We start from the raw sequence: 14,008 nt of genomic DNA on the forward strand, positions 1-14,008 counted from the left end.
GAACGAGATGTCCTGGAACTAGCTGTCCTGGAACGAGAAAGGGCCGGTCACCGCGAAGGTGACCGGCCCGTCCTCGTGCGACGTGTTACCGACGCAGGGCTCAGATCAGGAGAACGACCCGCCACAGGCGCATGCGCTGCCTGCGTTCGGGTTGTCGATCGTGAAGCCCTGCTGCTCGATGGTGTCCTTGAAGTCGATGGTGGCGCCCTCGAGGTACGGCACGCTCATCTTGTCCACGACGACCTCGACGCCGTCGTAGTCACGCAGTGCGTCCCCGTCGAGCACGCGCTCGTCGAAGTAGAGCTGATAGATCAGCCCGGAGCAGCCACCAGGCTGCACCGCCACACGGAGGCGCAAGTCGTCGCGGCCCTCCTGCTCGAGCAGGCTACGGACCTTGCCCGCGGCGACGTCGGTGACGTTGACGCCGTGGGTCCCGATGTCCGTGGTCGTGTCGGTCATGTCATCTCCCGATCGTGTTCGACATACCGGTAGTCGATGTCTCAGCGGTGCCAACCCATCGGGCCGTCCGTCTGTTCCCGTCGCCGGTCTGTTCTCAGATCGTACGCCCACGGACCGGCCGCGCCCATCACCGTCCGGCGTTCAGCGCGCCCAGCCCGGCGTCCAGGTCCTGGCGACGCGGGTGACGTCTCCGTCGGTCGTCTCGTGCACCCCGCTGAGGCCCGCGGTCGACCATTCGCGCCTGCTCACCTCGCTGCGGTCCGTGATCACGACGACGGGAACGGCATGCGGGGCCGCCGCCGCCGCGGCCTCGACGACCACGCCGCGGTGCAGCCCCTCGCCGTCGAGCCGCGTGACGTACGCCACGACCACGTCGGCCCGCGCGGCCGCCTCCGCGAGCACCGCGCCTTCGCCACGGGGCAGGGCGGACGGCGCGGGGCCGGGCGCGCTGGGGCCGGGATGGGCCGGACCGACTTCCTGCGGCCCGACGGCGGCCGGCGGGCCCACCGGGATCGCCGCGCCGGCCAGCAGGACTCCGCCGCTGCCCGCTCCGTGGCCGGACCCGGCGGCATCCTCGCCGGCTCGCGCCGTGCCGAACGTCGGACCGTCGGCGGGCACCCGCGAAGGCCCCGGGAGCCGCACCTCGCGGGCCGCGGCGGTCGTGTGGGGCGCGGCGGTGCGCCACGCGGAGGCGAGTCGCTCGGCGTCGGGCAGGTTCTCGGCAAGCAGCAGCACGTGCACCGACGCATCGTGACACCGTCCTGTCTGGCTGTCACCACCGCGTGTCATGATGGTGACCGTGAGCACCCTGCTGGCTGAACACCCCGGTTTCTCCGAGCCCGCCCCGTCCCCGCTGCTGCTGCTCGGCCAGGGCCGTGACCTGGCTTCCGAGCGTGGCGTCGAGTGCGTGGGCGAGCTGCCCGCACCGAGCGACCCGAACCTCGTCGAGCGGGCCCGTGCGGCGCGCGCCGCCCTGGGCAGCCGCGCGTTCGTGCTGGGTCACCACTACCAGCGCGACGAGGTGATCGACTTCGCCGACGTCACCGGCGACTCCTTCAAGCTCGCGCGCGAGGCCGCCGCCCGCCCGGAGGCGGAGTTCATCCTGTTCTGCGGGGTGCACTTCATGGCCGAGAGCGCCGACATCCTCACCTCGGACCAGCAGCAGGTGGTGCTGCCCGACCTCGCGGCCGGCTGCTCCATGGCGGACATGGCGGCGATCGGCCAGGTCGAGGAGGCGTGGGCGGTGCTGCAGGACGTCGGCATCGCCGACTCGACGATCCCCGTCACCTACATGAACTCGTCGGCCGCCATCAAGGCGTTCACCGGTCGGCACGACGGCACGGTGTGCACGTCGTCCAACGCCGAGGTCGCGCTGCGCTGGGCGTTCGACCAGGTGGGCGGCGTCGACGGCACCGGGAAGGTGCTGTTCCTCCCCGACCAGCACCTGGGCCGCAACACCGCGGTCCTCGCGCTCGGGATGTCGCTGGAGGAGTGCGTGGTGTTCGACCCGCGCAAGCCGAACGGCGGGCTGACCGACCAGGAGCTGCGGGACGCCCGGATGATCCTGTGGCGCGGCCACTGCTCGGTGCACGGCCGCTTCTCGGTGCAGAACGTCACCGACATCCGCGCAGCGGTCCCCGGCGTCAACGTGATGGTGCACCCGGAGTGCAAGAACGAGGTCGTCACGGCCGCCGACTACGTGGGCTCCACCGAGTACATCATCAAGCAGCTCGAGGCCGCGGAACCCGGCTCGTCCTGGGCGATCGGCACCGAGCTGAACCTGGTGCGCCGGGTCGCCAAGGCGCACCCGGACAAGAACGTGCACTACCTCGACTCGACGGTGTGCTTCTGCTCCACCATGAACCGGATCGACCTGCCCCACCTCGTGTGGGCGATGGAGTCGCTCGTGGAGGGACGCATGGTGAACCGGATCGTCGTGGACGCCGACGACGCCCACTGGGCCCGCGTGGCGCTCGACCAGATGCTGGCCCTCCCGGGAATCTGACACGGAATCTGACACGGAGCGAGCACATGACCGGTAACGGCGGGCTGCGCATCGGGATCTTCGTCTTCGACGGGGCGGAGGAGCTCGACGTCGTCGGGCCCTTCGAGGTGTTCGCGGAGTGGGGCTCCCACTCGCAGGAGCTACGGCCGTCGGTGAGCACGTTCTCCTGGGACGGCTCCGGCGTGCGGCTCGCGAAGGGCCTGCGGATCCTGCCGGCGCACGGCGCGGACGACGTCGGGCCGCTGCACGTGCTGATCTACCCGGGCGGCCTGGGCACGCGACCGTTGATCGCCCAGGCGGGGCACCTCGAGTGGCTGCGCCAGATCCGCAAGCAGACCCCGGTCATGGCGAGCGTCTGCACGGGCGCCCTCTCGTTCGCGGCCGCCGGGCTGCTGTCGGGGCGGCCGGCCACCACGCACCACGACTACTACGACGAGCTCGCCGAGCTCGACCCGAGCATCCTCGTGGACACCGAGGCGCGGTTCGTGGACGACGGCGACGTGGTCACCTCCGCGGGCGTCGCGGCGGGGATCGACATGGCCCTGCACCTGGTCGAACGGCTGGAGACGGTCGACGTCGCCGCGGCGGTGCGGCGCGAGATCCAGTACCCCGCCGGCTGACCGGACAGGTGCGTGGCGGTACGCGCTGAGGCATCCGGACCACGGGTATCTGATACTGCCGGTTCTCGGTATAACCTTCGTCGCATGGCTCGCATGTTCCAGCTCACCTGGACCGGACTCTTCCCGCGCAAGGCCCGCCCGGGGCAGACCCTGCTCGACCCGTCGGTCACCCGGATGCGCGTCGGGCTGCTCGACCTCGACTCGAACCTCCACGTCAACAACGGCTCGTACCTGCAGATGATGGACGTGGCCCGGAACAACCAGATCGCCGACCTCGGCATGTTCCCGGTCGCCCGCCAGAAGGGCTGGGCGCCCGTGGTCGCGGCGTCGACCATGAAGTACCGCCGGTCCCTGCGGCCGTTCGAGCGGTTCGAGATCACCACGCGGATCATCGGCTGGGACGAGCGCATGTTCTACCTGGAGCAGGTGTTCACGCGGGACGACAAGCTGTACGCCCGCGGGATCGTGGCCAGCCGGTTCCTGGACCGCAAGGGCAACCGGATCTCCGCGCTCGATGTCGTGCGGGACGCCATGGGCGAGAACCTGGCCTCCCCCGAGCTCCCCGCGGACGTCGCGGCCTGGGCCCGCGCGATGGATGTCGCACCGCGCGAGCCCTCGACCACGAGCAAGGTCTAGAGCTAGAGCCCCTCGCCGACCTTCGTCAGCAGCAGGGCCTCCGCCAGGACCACCTTCTGCAGCTCGCCGAGGTGTACCGACTCGTTCGCGCCGTGCGCCCGCGAGTCCGGGTCCTCGACGCCGGTCACGAGGATGGCGGCCTCCGGGAAGACCTCGAGCAGGTCCGCGATGAACGGGATCGACCCGCCCACGCCGATGTCGACCGGCTCGACGCCCCACGCCTCGGCGAACGCCGCGCGCGCCGCGCGCATCGCCGCCGTGTCGCCGGCCGCGAGGAACGGCTTGCCCTGCTCGCCGGACCGCCAGGTGACCTGCGCGCCGAACGGCGCATGCTTCGCCACGTGCTCGGCGAGCGCCGCGTCGGCCGCCACGGGGTCCTGCCCCGGGGCGAGACGCAGCGAGATCTTCGCCGTGCAGCTCGGAGCGATCGTGTTCGACGCCTCGGCAACTGACGTCACGTCCATCCCGATCACGGACAGCGCGGGCTTGGCCCACAGCCGCCCAGAGACGGTGCCGGTCCCGGCGAGCGAGACGCCGTCGAGCAGCGACGAGTCCGCGCGGAACGCGGCCTCGGAGTAGTCGACCTCCGGCTCGGACGCGACGACCAGACCGTCGATCGCCACGTCGCCCGCCTCGTCGTGGAACGTCGCCACCAGGCGGGACATCAGGGTGACGGCGTCCAGCACCGCACCACCGAACTGGCCCGAGTGCACGGCGTGCTCGAGAACCTTCAGCTCGACCACGCCGTCGACCAGACCGCGCAGCGACGTCGTGAGGGCGGGGACGCCGACGCTCCAGTTCGTGGAGTCGGCGACGACGATGACGTCGGCCGCCAGCAGGTCGCGGTGCGTCTCCAGGAACGTACGGAACGACGGCGACCCCGACTCCTCCTCACCCTCGAGGAAGACCGTGACGCCGACCGGCAGGTCCGCGCCGTCGGGCAGGCCGAGCGCACGCAGCGCACCCAGGTGCGCGACGATGCCTGCCTTGTCGTCGGCGGCGCCACGGCCGTAGAGCCGCTCGCCCACCTGGGTGGGCTCGAACGGCGCGGTGTCCCAGGTCGCGGGATCACCCGGCGGCTGCACGTCGTGGTGCGCGTACAGGAGCACGGTCGGCGCGCCCTCGGGCGCCGGCCTGCGCGCGACGACGGCGGGTGCGCCCGGCGTGCCGTCAGGCCGCGGCGCGGACAGGATCTGGACGTCGGGCAGGCCTGCGTCCCGCAGGAGCTGCTCGGTGGCTGCGGCGCTCGCGGCGACGTGCGCCTGGTCGAACGCGGCGGCCGAGACGCTCGGGATGCGCACCAGCGCCTCGAGATCGGCCTGCAGGGCGGGGAACAGCTCGGCGACGCGGGCGCGGAGGGCCGCGGTTGTCTCGGAAGTCACCGCCCCACGTTAACGGCTCGCAGCGGGGCACCGCCGCGACCGATTAGGCTGGGGAGGTGTTCTCCCGCAGCAAGACTCCGACACCCGACGGCGTGACCCCCGTGGGCGACTCCCCCGACGACGTGACGCCAGCGTCCGCGACGACGTCGGACAGCGCCCTGAAGAAGGGGCGTCCGACGCCCAAGCGCAACGTCGCGCAGGCAGCGAACAAGCGCCCCCTCGTCCCGAACGACCGCAAGGCCGCACGCAAGACGCAACGCGAGAAGTCGCGCATCGACCGCGAGCGCGCCTACCAGGCGATGCAGACCGGCGACGAGAAGTACATGCCGGCCAAGGACAAGGGCCCGGTCCGCCGGTACGTGCGCGACTTCGTGGACGCGCGCTGGAACCTCGGTGAGTTCTTCCTGCCGGTCGCGTTCATCTTCCTGTTCGCGACGTTCTTCACCTCGCAGTACCCACAGCTCAGCATCATCGTGATGCTCGGCCTCTACGGGTTCCTGTTCCTGACGATCATCGACGCGTGGCTCCTGTGGCGGTCGCTGAAGAAGCGCCTGACCGCGAAGTTCGGCGAGGTGCAGCGCGGTCTGCTGATGTACACGATCACGCGCGCCTACCAGCTGCGCCGTTCGCGCCTGCCGAAGCCGATGAGCAAGAAGCGCGGCAGCTACCCGGAGTAACTCCGCTTGTCAGACGGCGCCGCACGTGTCAGACACACGGGTCACCAGGGTGACCTGTACGTCTGACACGTGCGGCGCCGTCTGACGACTCAGCGCACTGGGTCAGGCCGGGCGCTTCTTCGGCATGCCCTCGAGGGTCTTGGCCGGGTCGCGCTCGATCACGCCGTCCAGCGCGTCGTCGATCTGCTTCATGAGATCGGCGGGGATCGTCACACCCGACGCCTTGACGTTCTCGGCCACCTGCTCCGGACGCGACGCACCCACGAGCGCGGCGGCGACGTTGTCGTTCTGCAGCACCCACGCGACGGCGAGCTGCGCCATCGACAGGTCCAGCTCGGCGGCCACCGGCTTGAGGTTCTGCACGGCGGTCAGCGTCTCGTCGGTCATGAAGCGGCTGATCGTCTGCGCGCCGCCCTTCTCGTCGGTCGCACGCGAGCCGGCGGGGGCAGGCTGGCCCGGCAGGTACTTGCCCGAGAGCACGCCCTGCGCCATCGGCGACCAGACGATCTGCGAGACACCGGCCTCCTTCGAGGCGGGCACCACCTCGTCCTCGATGACCCGCCACAGCATGGAGTACTGCGGCTGCGAGGAGATGAGCTGGAAGCCGAGCTCCTTGGCGAGCGCGGCGCCCGCGCGGATCTGGTCGGCGGACCACTCCGAGACGCCGATGTAGAGGGCCTTGCCCTGGCGCACGATGTCGGCGAACGCCTGCATCGTCTCCTCGAGCGGGGTCTCGACGTCGTACCGGTGCGCCTGGTACAGGTCGACGTAGTCGGTGCCGAGGCGGGTCAGGGAGCCGTTGATCGACTCCATGATGTGCTTGCGGGACAGGCCCACGTCGTTGGGGCCCTTGGGGCCGGTGGGCCAGTAGACCTTCGTGAAGATCTCCAGCGACTCGCGGCGCTCGCCCTTCAGCGCGTCGCCGAGCACCTGCTCGGCGGCCGTGTTGGCGTACGCGTCGGCGGTGTCGAAGGTGGTGATACCCGCGTCGAGGGCGGCGCGGACGCACGCCGTGGCGACGTCGTTCTCCACCTGCGAGGCGTGGGTGAGCCAGTTGCCGTAGGTGATCTCCGAGATCTTGAGACCACTGTTGCCGAGGTACCGATAGTTGACCATGTCGTCACCCTATGACAACCGTCGAATCGAATCGACCCCCTCTTTCATCACTCGATCCTGGCGCGGTGCAGGGCCGCCGTGCCGGCGTCCACGTCCTCCACCCGCCAGGCGACGAGATCCCCGGCGATCGCGACCGACGCCGTACCGGCGCCGCGGTCCAGGAGGTGGGGCCGCCCCTCACCGAGCGCGTCCTCGACCAGGTACACGGTGTTCCCGTCGTCGCCCACCGTGCTCCACACGACGTCGTCCGCGGCCACGTCGATCGACGTCACGACGTCTCCGGCGGCTCCCGGTTCGAAGGTCCGCTCTCGCCCGGTCCTGCGATCCAGCACGTGAACCGCTGCGCCGTCGTTCCAGGCCACGAGCCTGTCGGACGCCGCCAGCTCCGTGCCCCAGCCGGAGATCTCCCCGGAGCCGGCGAGGATGCCGGGCCGGATGGTCTCCGTGCGCCCGTCGTCCCGGTACGAGGTGATGGCGTGCCGCGTCACACCGTCGGCGCCCCTCTTCGCGGTCGTGGTGACCACCTCGTCGTCGTTGATCACGAACGTCAGCACATCGGTCGCGACGACCTGCTCGTCGCCCTCGCCGTTCGCGGCCGTCGCCGAGACCGTGCGCACTGGCTCGCCGTCCGGCCCCGGAGCGACGGTCAGCCAGACGGCTCGTCCGGGGGTGAGCCCGATCCAGGGGTCACCGAGGACCGCGCCGTCCGCCGCATGGTCCGCCGCGCCGTGCTCCATCACGGTGACCAGATCGGGCGAGGCCGAAGGGCCGTACACGCGGATCGCCCAGACGGCCGGGTCGCCGCCGTCGACCACCGGTGACTCGACCCAGGCGATCCGGTCGCCCTGGCGGACCAGGTCGAAGATCAGGGCGTCCTGGCCGTCGACGGTTCCCGAACCGTTGTACTCACCGGCGTGCGGGACGCCGTCCTCCTGGATCTCCACGGCGTCGATCACCGAGTAGCCGATGACGTCGGGCGTTCCTGGATCCCCAGCGAAGGTCTTCAGCATGAAGTACGAGCCGTCCTCGGCGAGCGTCGCCGTAGCGGTGTCGTCGCCCAGGACGGCGAACGTCTCGCGCAGCGGCTCCACCTCCGCGGCGGGAACGGTCGGGGCGGCGGTCAGGCCAGGCCCAGGCTCCGGGTTCTCGAGCAGCCGCTCGATGCCCGTGACCTCCCGGAACCACTCGCTGCCCGGCAGGGCGACGTAGCCCAGACCCGGCACGCGCACCGGTCCCAGCAGGAACCACACCAGCAGCAGCGCGGCGACACCCGACGTCGCGCCCTGTGCCACCCGACGGCGGTGCAGCGCGGCCCGGCTGCCGCGCAGCACGTCGGCGGCGTCCACGGCCGGAGCGTCGACCATCTCCAGATCGGCCCCCGCGACCATGCCGCGCAGCCGTTCCAGCGCGCGGGCGTTGGTCGCCTTGACGGTGCCGACGCTCCGGCCGAGCTCCGCCGCGACGTCCGCCTCCGAGAGATCCAGCAGGTGCCGGAGCACGACGACGCGCCGCTGCTGAGGTGCGAGCCGCGCGAGGGCCCGCACGAGCGCGTCCCGCAACGCCACCTCCCCGGATCCGTCCTGGGCGGCCCCTGCCGGGATATGGTCGTCGCCCGGTATCACCTCGCGCCGGAAATGCCGCCACGTGTCGATGCGCTGGTTCACCAGGATGCGCCGGGCGTACGCACGCGGTTCGCGGTACCGCACCCGGTCCCAGACGCGGTAGGTGCGCTCGAACGCGGTCTGGACGAGGTCTTCGGCGCGGTGGCTGTCGCCGGCCAGGAGGTACGCCGTGCGGTAGAGGTACGGTCCGGCCGTCTCGACGAACGCGACGAAGTCGTCGTCGCGGGACCGGGTCACACGGACCGTGGTGCGCTCGGTCTCTTCGGTATCGATGCTCATACCCCCCACCACGTTCGACGAGGGTCTCAGGTTTATCCGCCGACGGCGAGAGCAGCTACCCCACGAGGCCACGCGGCGCGAGCCACCGCGCGGAGACCTGCACCACGGGGCCGACGCCGAAGGCGAACACGACCGTCGCCCAGCCGAACGTCCCGCCGAGCAGCACGCCGAGCAGCACGACGCTGACCTCGATACCGGTCTTGACCAGCCAGACGGGCCAGCCGGTCTGCTGCACCAGGCCGGTCATCAGCCCGTCGCGCGGGCCCGGGCCGAACCGGGCCCCGACGTAGGCGGCGGTGCTCACCCCGAGCAGCACGATCCCGCCCAGGGCCAGACCGATCCCGGCCGGGAGCCCCGGGGCGGGCAGCAGCCGCTCCAGCACCCACAGGGCCGGGTCGATCACCAGGCTGATCACGATGATGTTGGCGACCGTGCCGACGCCCGGCCGCTGGCGCAGCGGGATCCAGGCGAGCATCACCAGCAGCCCGATCCCGAGCACCACCCACCCGTAGGCCAGTCCCGTCCGGTCCACGATGCCCTGGTCCAGCACTGCCCACGGCATCGCTCCCTGGCCCGACTGCAGCATCATCGCCGTGGCGACGCCGAAGCCGACGAGGCCCAGCAGCAGCTGGGCGACCCGGCGCACGGGGTGCATCAGGACCACTGCGGGGCCCTGTTCCTCCGGTGCGGTCGCGGGCAGCATTCCGTGGTCGGCCGGGCGGCCGGTGGTCGTGGTCATGCACCCATGGTGCTCGTCATTGGCCTTGTCTTCCATGGCCAATCGGAGAAGAGTGGCCCCATGTCCGTCGCGAGTCCTACCGTGCTGCGTCAGCTCTCCCCCGCCACCACCGCCCGGCTGCTCGGCGCGTGGCATGCGGGCGGACCCGCATACCTGGCCCTCGCCGATGCGCTGCGGGCGGCGGTCCTGTCCGGAACGCTGGCCCCGCACACCCGCCTGCCGAGCGAGCGCGAGCTCGCGGCGGTCCTCGGCGTCTCCCGCACCACGACGTCCGGTGCCTACGCGCGGCTGCGCGAGCTCGGGTTCGCGACGAGCCGCGTCGGGTCGGGCACCGTCACCACGCTGCCGCAGCGCGCCGCCGGGCCGGTTCCGGGGCGGCCGGCCGGCGGCGACGCCCCGGTGGCCGGCGAGACCCTGCGGGGCGCCGTGCGGGCGGTCGGCCTGTCCGGAACCGGACACCTGGACCTCTGGCAGGCGACGCCGCCCGCCCCGCCCGAGCTCCACGAGGCCTTCACCCGAGCGCTGGAAGGGCTGCCCGCCTACCTGGACTCCGGCGGCTACGAGCCGTACGGCCTCGCACCGCTGCGCGAGGCCGTCGCGGCGCGCTACCGCGAGCGCGGCGTGCCGACCACTGCCGACGAGATCCTGATCACCACCGGCGCGCAGCAGGCGATCGCGCTGCTCGCGCACACCCACCTGCGCCCGGGCGACCGCGCCGTGGTCGAGTCGCCCACCTACTTCCACGCCATGGAGGCCATGCGCGACGCCGGAGGCCGGGTGGTGGGTGTGCCCGCCGGGCCCCTGGACGTCGACCTGCTCGCCTCGACCGTGCGCCGCGCCCGGCCGCGGCTCGTGTACCTCGTGCCGGACTACCAGAACCCGACCGGTTCCGTACTCTCCGCCGACGAGCGTGCGGCCGTCCGGGAGATCGCCGACCGGCACGGCGTCACGGTCGTGGGCGACGAGACGCTCGTCGAGCTCGGGCTGTCGGACTCCGATACACCGCCTCCGTTCGCCGGGGACGGCACGTCGCCGCACGTGGTGTCGGTGGGCTCCGCCTCGAAGGCGTTCTGGGGCGGGCTCCGCGTCGGCTGGGTCCGGGCGCATCCGCAGGTGATCGCCCAGCTCGCCCGCGCGCGGCAGTCCGCGGACATCGCGACGGCGGTGCTGGAGCAGCTGGCCGTGACGGAGCTGCTCGGACGCCGGGCCGAGGTGATGGTCGGCAGGCGGCACATGCTGCGCGAGCGTCGGGACCTGCTCGTCGGCCGCCTGCGGGAGTCGTTCCCGTGGGACGTGCCCACGCCGCCCGGCGGGCTGTTCTGCTGGGTGGACCTCGGCCTACCCGTCGCCCAGGCGTTCGCGGCAGCGGCCGCGGCCGAGGGCGCGCTCGTCGCCGCCGGCCCGCTGTTCACGCCGGACAACGCGGGCGCCGCCTCGCACGTACGGCTCACCTTCACCCGGTCACCCGTCGAGCTGACCGAAGCCGTGCCGCGCCTGGTCCGTGCCTGGGGACGCGTGGCGGGCAGTCAGCGCCGCACTCACGGCACCGCTCACGGCACCAGGTAGCTCGAGTTCCGGGCGTCGGTGATCGCCATGTGCCCGGGCGCGTGGCCGATGGCGAACGACGGGCGCGACCGCATCACGGCGGCCTGCGGCGTCACCCCGCACGCCCAGAACACGGGAACCTCGCCGTCGCGGATCTCCACGGCGTCCCCGAAGTCCGGGGCCGCCAGGTCGGCGATCCCCAGCGCGGCCGGGTCGCCCACATGCACCGGGGCTCCGTGCACGGCGGGATACCTCGAGGTGATCCGGACGGCGTCCGCCACCTGGCCCGCCGGGACCGGCCGCATCGACACCACGAGCGGGCCCGACAGGGCTCCCGCCGGGCGGCACTCCCGGTTGGTGCGGTACATCGGCACGTTGGACCCGGCCTCGATGTGGCGCACGGGCACGCCCGCCTCCAGCAGCGCGCTCTCGAAGGTGAAGCTGCAGCCCACGAGGAAGGTGACCAGGTCGTCGCGCCACAGGTGCGTGACGTCGGCCAGCTCCTCGGCGAGCTCGCCGTCGCGGTACACCCGGTACGCGGGCAGGTCGGTGCGGAGGTCCCCGGCGAAGATCGACGCGGACGTCTCGCCGGGCTCGGTCACGTCCAGCACCGGGCACGGCTTCGGGTTGCGCTGCGCGAACAGCAGGAAGTCGTACGCCTCGGCCCGGGGCAGGGCGACCAGGTTGGCCTGCGTCCACCCGGCGGCCCAGCCCGACGTGGGCACCCGTAGCCCGGCGCGGAACCGCGCCCGCGCCTGATCCGGCGTGAGCAGGTCAGGCGTGAGCTGGTCCGGGGCGGTCACGGAACCCGCAGCTCCACGCCCGGTGCCGCCTGGGTGCCGTCGTGCAGCAGGCGCGCCTGCACCGCGCCGGCCTCGGCCAGCGCACGCCAGTGCTCGCCCAGCCACTGCTCGGCGTCGTACTGCGCCGTGAACACGGGGGTGACGGGTTCGTTCAGGCGACGCCCCTCGGCGTCGTCCAGGGCCCACTCCCACTGCGGACGGATCACTCCAGCCTCCCACTTGCTGTCGAGCCTGCCGAACGGGTCAGCGCGCGGTTGATCCGCGACGCCCACAGCGGCCCCTCGTAGACGAATGACGTGTAGCCCTGAGTCAGGTCGGCTCCGGCGCGCAGGTAGGCGCGGACGTCGTCGGCCCTGGTGATACCGCCGACGCCGATGATGACGGGGCCTGTGCCGAGCCGCTTCCGCAGCCGGGCGACGACCTCGATGCCCCGGCCAAGCAGCGGCGGGCCGGACAGGCCGCCGGGGCCGCGGTCGTGGCCGATCGTCGTGTTGACCGCGACTACGCCGTCGAGGCCCAGCTCGAGCACGAGGTCGGCGACCGCGTCGATGTCGTCGTCCGCGAGGTCCGGGGCGATCTTCACCAGCAGCGGGATGCGCCGGCCGGCCCCGGCGGAGCCGGTGGCGTTGGCCTCGTCGGCCGCGGCGCGTACCGCCTGCAGGATGGGTCGCAGCGACTCCGTCGCCTGCAGGTCGCGCAGGCCGGGGGTGTTCGGCGAGGAGACGTTGACCACGAGGTAGTCCGCCCAGGGCGCCAGCAGCCGGGCCGACGTCGCGTAGTCCGCGGCGGCGTCCTCCGGCGGTGTCACCTTGGTCTTGCCGATGTTGGCGCCGACCACTATCGCGCGGCCCGCGGCGGTGCTCCGCAGCTCCCGCAGCCGGGCGGCCGCGGCCGCGGCACCCTCGTTGTTGAAGCCCATCCGGTTGCGCACCCCGCGCACGTCGAGCTCGCGCCACATGCGCGGCTTCTCGTTGCCCGGCTGAGGCTGTGCGGTGACCGTGCCGATCTCGATGAACCCGAAGCCGAGCATCGTCAGGCCCCGGACCGCTCTCGCGTTCTTGTCGAAGCCTCCCGCCAGGCCGAAGGGGGCGGGCACCACGCGGCCGAAGAGGCGCACGCTGCCCGGTCCGCCGGCGCGCTGGCCGAGGAACGGGGCGACAGCGCCCTGCACGAGGTCACGCAGCACCGGCGTGCTGCCCGCACGCTCGATCAGCGAGAACGCGAGCTCGTGCGCCTGTTCCGGGTCCATGCGACGGAAGGCGGCGTTGAACAACAACGAGTACGGCCAGCTCATGCAGTCCTCTCCTCGGATGCGCTGGGCGACGTCCGCCACAGCCACCACAACCCCACGAAAGGCAGGACAAGGGGCACGTAACCGTAGCCCTGGCCAAACCCGGACCAGACTGTCGACTCGCCGAACACGTGCTCGTCGGCGAGCGACAGCGCGCCGACGGTCAGGATGCCGACGGCCTCGATACCCACTGTGATCCATGCGATCGTCCGCCAGACGGGTGTCCCGATCGCGAGGGCGAACGTCGCCACGACGTAGACGACGGCGGCGAGGGTCGACAGCGAGTACGCCACCGGTGCCTCGCCGAACTTCACGACCAGCTCGTAGGACGAGCGGCCGAGCGCCGCGAACGCCAGGATCCCGTAGACGGTCACCAGGACCCGGCCGAAGCCCTGCCCGGTCCGCCGTCCGGCCACCGCTCGCGCCATCATGCCCCCATCCAGATCTGCCACATGCGCCACTCCAGGAAGGCCACGGTCAGGGACGCCACCAGCAGGACGACGGAGCTCCACCTGGTGCGCTCGGCGAAGGCCCAGGCCGCTGCGACCGGGAGGATCACCAGGGTGGTGGCGTAGTAGCCCCAGAACAGCAGCGGGTCGTCCGCGCCGGCGCCGGTGGCGCCCTGCACGATCGCCACGAGGCCCTGGACCAGGACGACGCCCTCGATGACGGCACCGCCCCAGAGCTGGTTCAGGATGACCGCACGGTCGCGAGCGACGAACCAGCCGGCCCACCCGGCCAGGACCACGCAGAGCGCGACCACGAGGAGCAGGAGGGCAAGGATCACGTCCCGCAGACTACCGGGCGGCACCCACGGGGCGGCAATCGGATCGC

The 14,008-nt window shown here is 72.1% G+C and carries 16 protein-coding genes; 5 read left to right on the plus strand and 11 right to left on the minus strand.

Annotated elements, in window-relative coordinates; genetic code table 11:
- Positions 1-105 precede the first annotated feature (105 nt).
- Complete coding sequence (gene erpA, locus ACFO6V_RS08395) at positions 106-459, minus strand: iron-sulfur cluster insertion protein ErpA (RefSeq protein WP_108495706.1); 354 nt, start codon at positions 457-459, stop codon at positions 106-108.
- Positions 460-600: 141 nt separating this feature from the next.
- Entirely contained in the window at positions 601-1,200 is a 600-nt protein-coding gene (locus ACFO6V_RS08400; RefSeq protein ID WP_377134165.1) for a hypothetical protein, read from the minus strand.
- Between the two features lie 49 nt (positions 1,201-1,249).
- Between ACFO6V_RS08400 and nadA the strand changes: the two genes are divergently transcribed.
- The 3 genes from nadA (at position 1,250) to ACFO6V_RS08415 (ending at position 3,720) form a co-directional block, all read left to right on the plus strand.
- The gene (gene nadA, locus ACFO6V_RS08405) at positions 1,250-2,464 is read left to right on the plus strand and encodes a quinolinate synthase NadA (RefSeq protein ID WP_377134167.1); all 1,215 of its coding nucleotides are present in this window, start codon (positions 1,250-1,252) and stop codon (positions 2,462-2,464) included.
- Positions 2,465-2,490: 26 nt separating this feature from the next.
- The gene (locus ACFO6V_RS08410) at positions 2,491-3,084 is read left to right on the plus strand and encodes a DJ-1/PfpI family protein (RefSeq protein ID WP_377134169.1); all 594 of its coding nucleotides are present in this window, start codon (positions 2,491-2,493) and stop codon (positions 3,082-3,084) included.
- An 84-nt stretch (positions 3,085-3,168) separates the two neighbouring features.
- Positions 3,169-3,720 (plus strand): acyl-CoA thioesterase, encoded by a 552-nt coding sequence (locus ACFO6V_RS08415; RefSeq protein WP_377134171.1) that lies wholly within the window; start codon positions 3,169-3,171, stop codon positions 3,718-3,720.
- A gap of 2 nt (positions 3,721-3,722) precedes the next feature.
- On the opposite strand, the gene ACFO6V_RS08420 is transcribed toward ACFO6V_RS08415, so the two are convergent.
- Entirely contained in the window at positions 3,723-5,102 is a 1,380-nt protein-coding gene (locus ACFO6V_RS08420) for a dipeptidase (RefSeq protein ID WP_377134173.1), read from the minus strand.
- 56 nt (positions 5,103-5,158) lie between these two features.
- On the opposite strand from ACFO6V_RS08420, the gene ACFO6V_RS08425 reads away from it, so the two are divergent.
- A complete protein-coding gene (locus ACFO6V_RS08425; RefSeq protein WP_377134175.1) occupies positions 5,159-5,779 on the plus strand; it encodes a DUF3043 domain-containing protein in 621 nt (206 codons plus the stop codon).
- A gap of 102 nt (positions 5,780-5,881) precedes the next feature.
- Here ACFO6V_RS08425 and ACFO6V_RS08430 read toward each other — a convergent pair whose 3' ends face one another.
- From ACFO6V_RS08430 to yczE, 3 genes are read right to left on the minus strand one after another with little or no spacing between them, the layout of a single operon-like run.
- Positions 5,882-6,895 carry an aldo/keto reductase family protein gene (locus ACFO6V_RS08430; RefSeq protein WP_377134177.1) on the minus strand — a complete coding sequence of 338 codons (1,014 nt, stop codon included), beginning with the start codon at positions 6,893-6,895 and terminating at the stop codon, positions 5,882-5,884.
- Between the two features lie 47 nt (positions 6,896-6,942).
- Complete coding sequence (locus tag ACFO6V_RS08435; protein ID WP_377134179.1) at positions 6,943-8,796, minus strand: SigE family RNA polymerase sigma factor; 1,854 nt, start codon at positions 8,794-8,796, stop codon at positions 6,943-6,945.
- Between the two features lie 55 nt (positions 8,797-8,851).
- Positions 8,852-9,535, minus strand: a complete 684-nt coding sequence (gene yczE, locus ACFO6V_RS08440) for a membrane protein YczE (RefSeq protein ID WP_377134182.1) — start codon at positions 9,533-9,535, stop codon at positions 8,852-8,854.
- A 60-nt stretch (positions 9,536-9,595) separates the two neighbouring features.
- On the opposite strand from yczE, the gene yczR reads away from it, so the two are divergent.
- Positions 9,596-11,101, plus strand: coding sequence for a MocR-like transcription factor YczR (yczR, locus tag ACFO6V_RS08445; RefSeq protein WP_377134184.1), 1,506 nt, complete (start codon positions 9,596-9,598; stop codon positions 11,099-11,101).
- On the opposite strand, the gene ACFO6V_RS08450 is transcribed toward yczR, so the two are convergent.
- Genes ACFO6V_RS08450 through ACFO6V_RS08470 form a run of 5 tightly spaced genes read right to left on the minus strand, consistent with a single transcriptional unit; the run spans position 11,086 to position 13,961 of the window.
- Entirely contained in the window at positions 11,086-11,883 is a 798-nt protein-coding gene (locus ACFO6V_RS08450; protein WP_377134186.1) for a putative hydro-lyase, read from the minus strand. The genes yczR and ACFO6V_RS08450 overlap by 16 nt on opposite strands.
- A complete protein-coding gene (locus ACFO6V_RS08455) occupies positions 11,880-12,089 on the minus strand; it encodes a hypothetical protein (protein WP_377134188.1) in 210 nt (69 codons plus the stop codon). The genes ACFO6V_RS08450 and ACFO6V_RS08455 overlap by 4 nt, the downstream gene beginning before the upstream one ends.
- On the minus strand, positions 12,086-13,177 hold the full coding sequence (locus ACFO6V_RS08460; RefSeq protein WP_377134190.1) for a quinone-dependent dihydroorotate dehydrogenase: 1,092 nt from the start codon (positions 13,175-13,177) through the stop codon (positions 12,086-12,088). Before ACFO6V_RS08460 ends, ACFO6V_RS08455 begins: the two co-directional genes overlap by 4 nt.
- Positions 13,174-13,605, minus strand: coding sequence for a hypothetical protein (locus ACFO6V_RS08465; protein WP_377134192.1), 432 nt, complete (start codon positions 13,603-13,605; stop codon positions 13,174-13,176). Before ACFO6V_RS08465 ends, ACFO6V_RS08460 begins: the two co-directional genes overlap by 4 nt.
- A complete protein-coding gene (locus ACFO6V_RS08470) occupies positions 13,602-13,961 on the minus strand; it encodes a hypothetical protein (protein ID WP_377134194.1) in 360 nt (119 codons plus the stop codon). Before ACFO6V_RS08470 ends, ACFO6V_RS08465 begins: the two co-directional genes overlap by 4 nt.
- Positions 13,962-14,008: the final 47 nt, after the last annotated feature.

The organism is Promicromonospora alba (genome assembly GCF_042654905.1).
GTDB lineage: Bacteria > Actinomycetota > Actinomycetes > Actinomycetales > Cellulomonadaceae > Promicromonospora > Promicromonospora alba.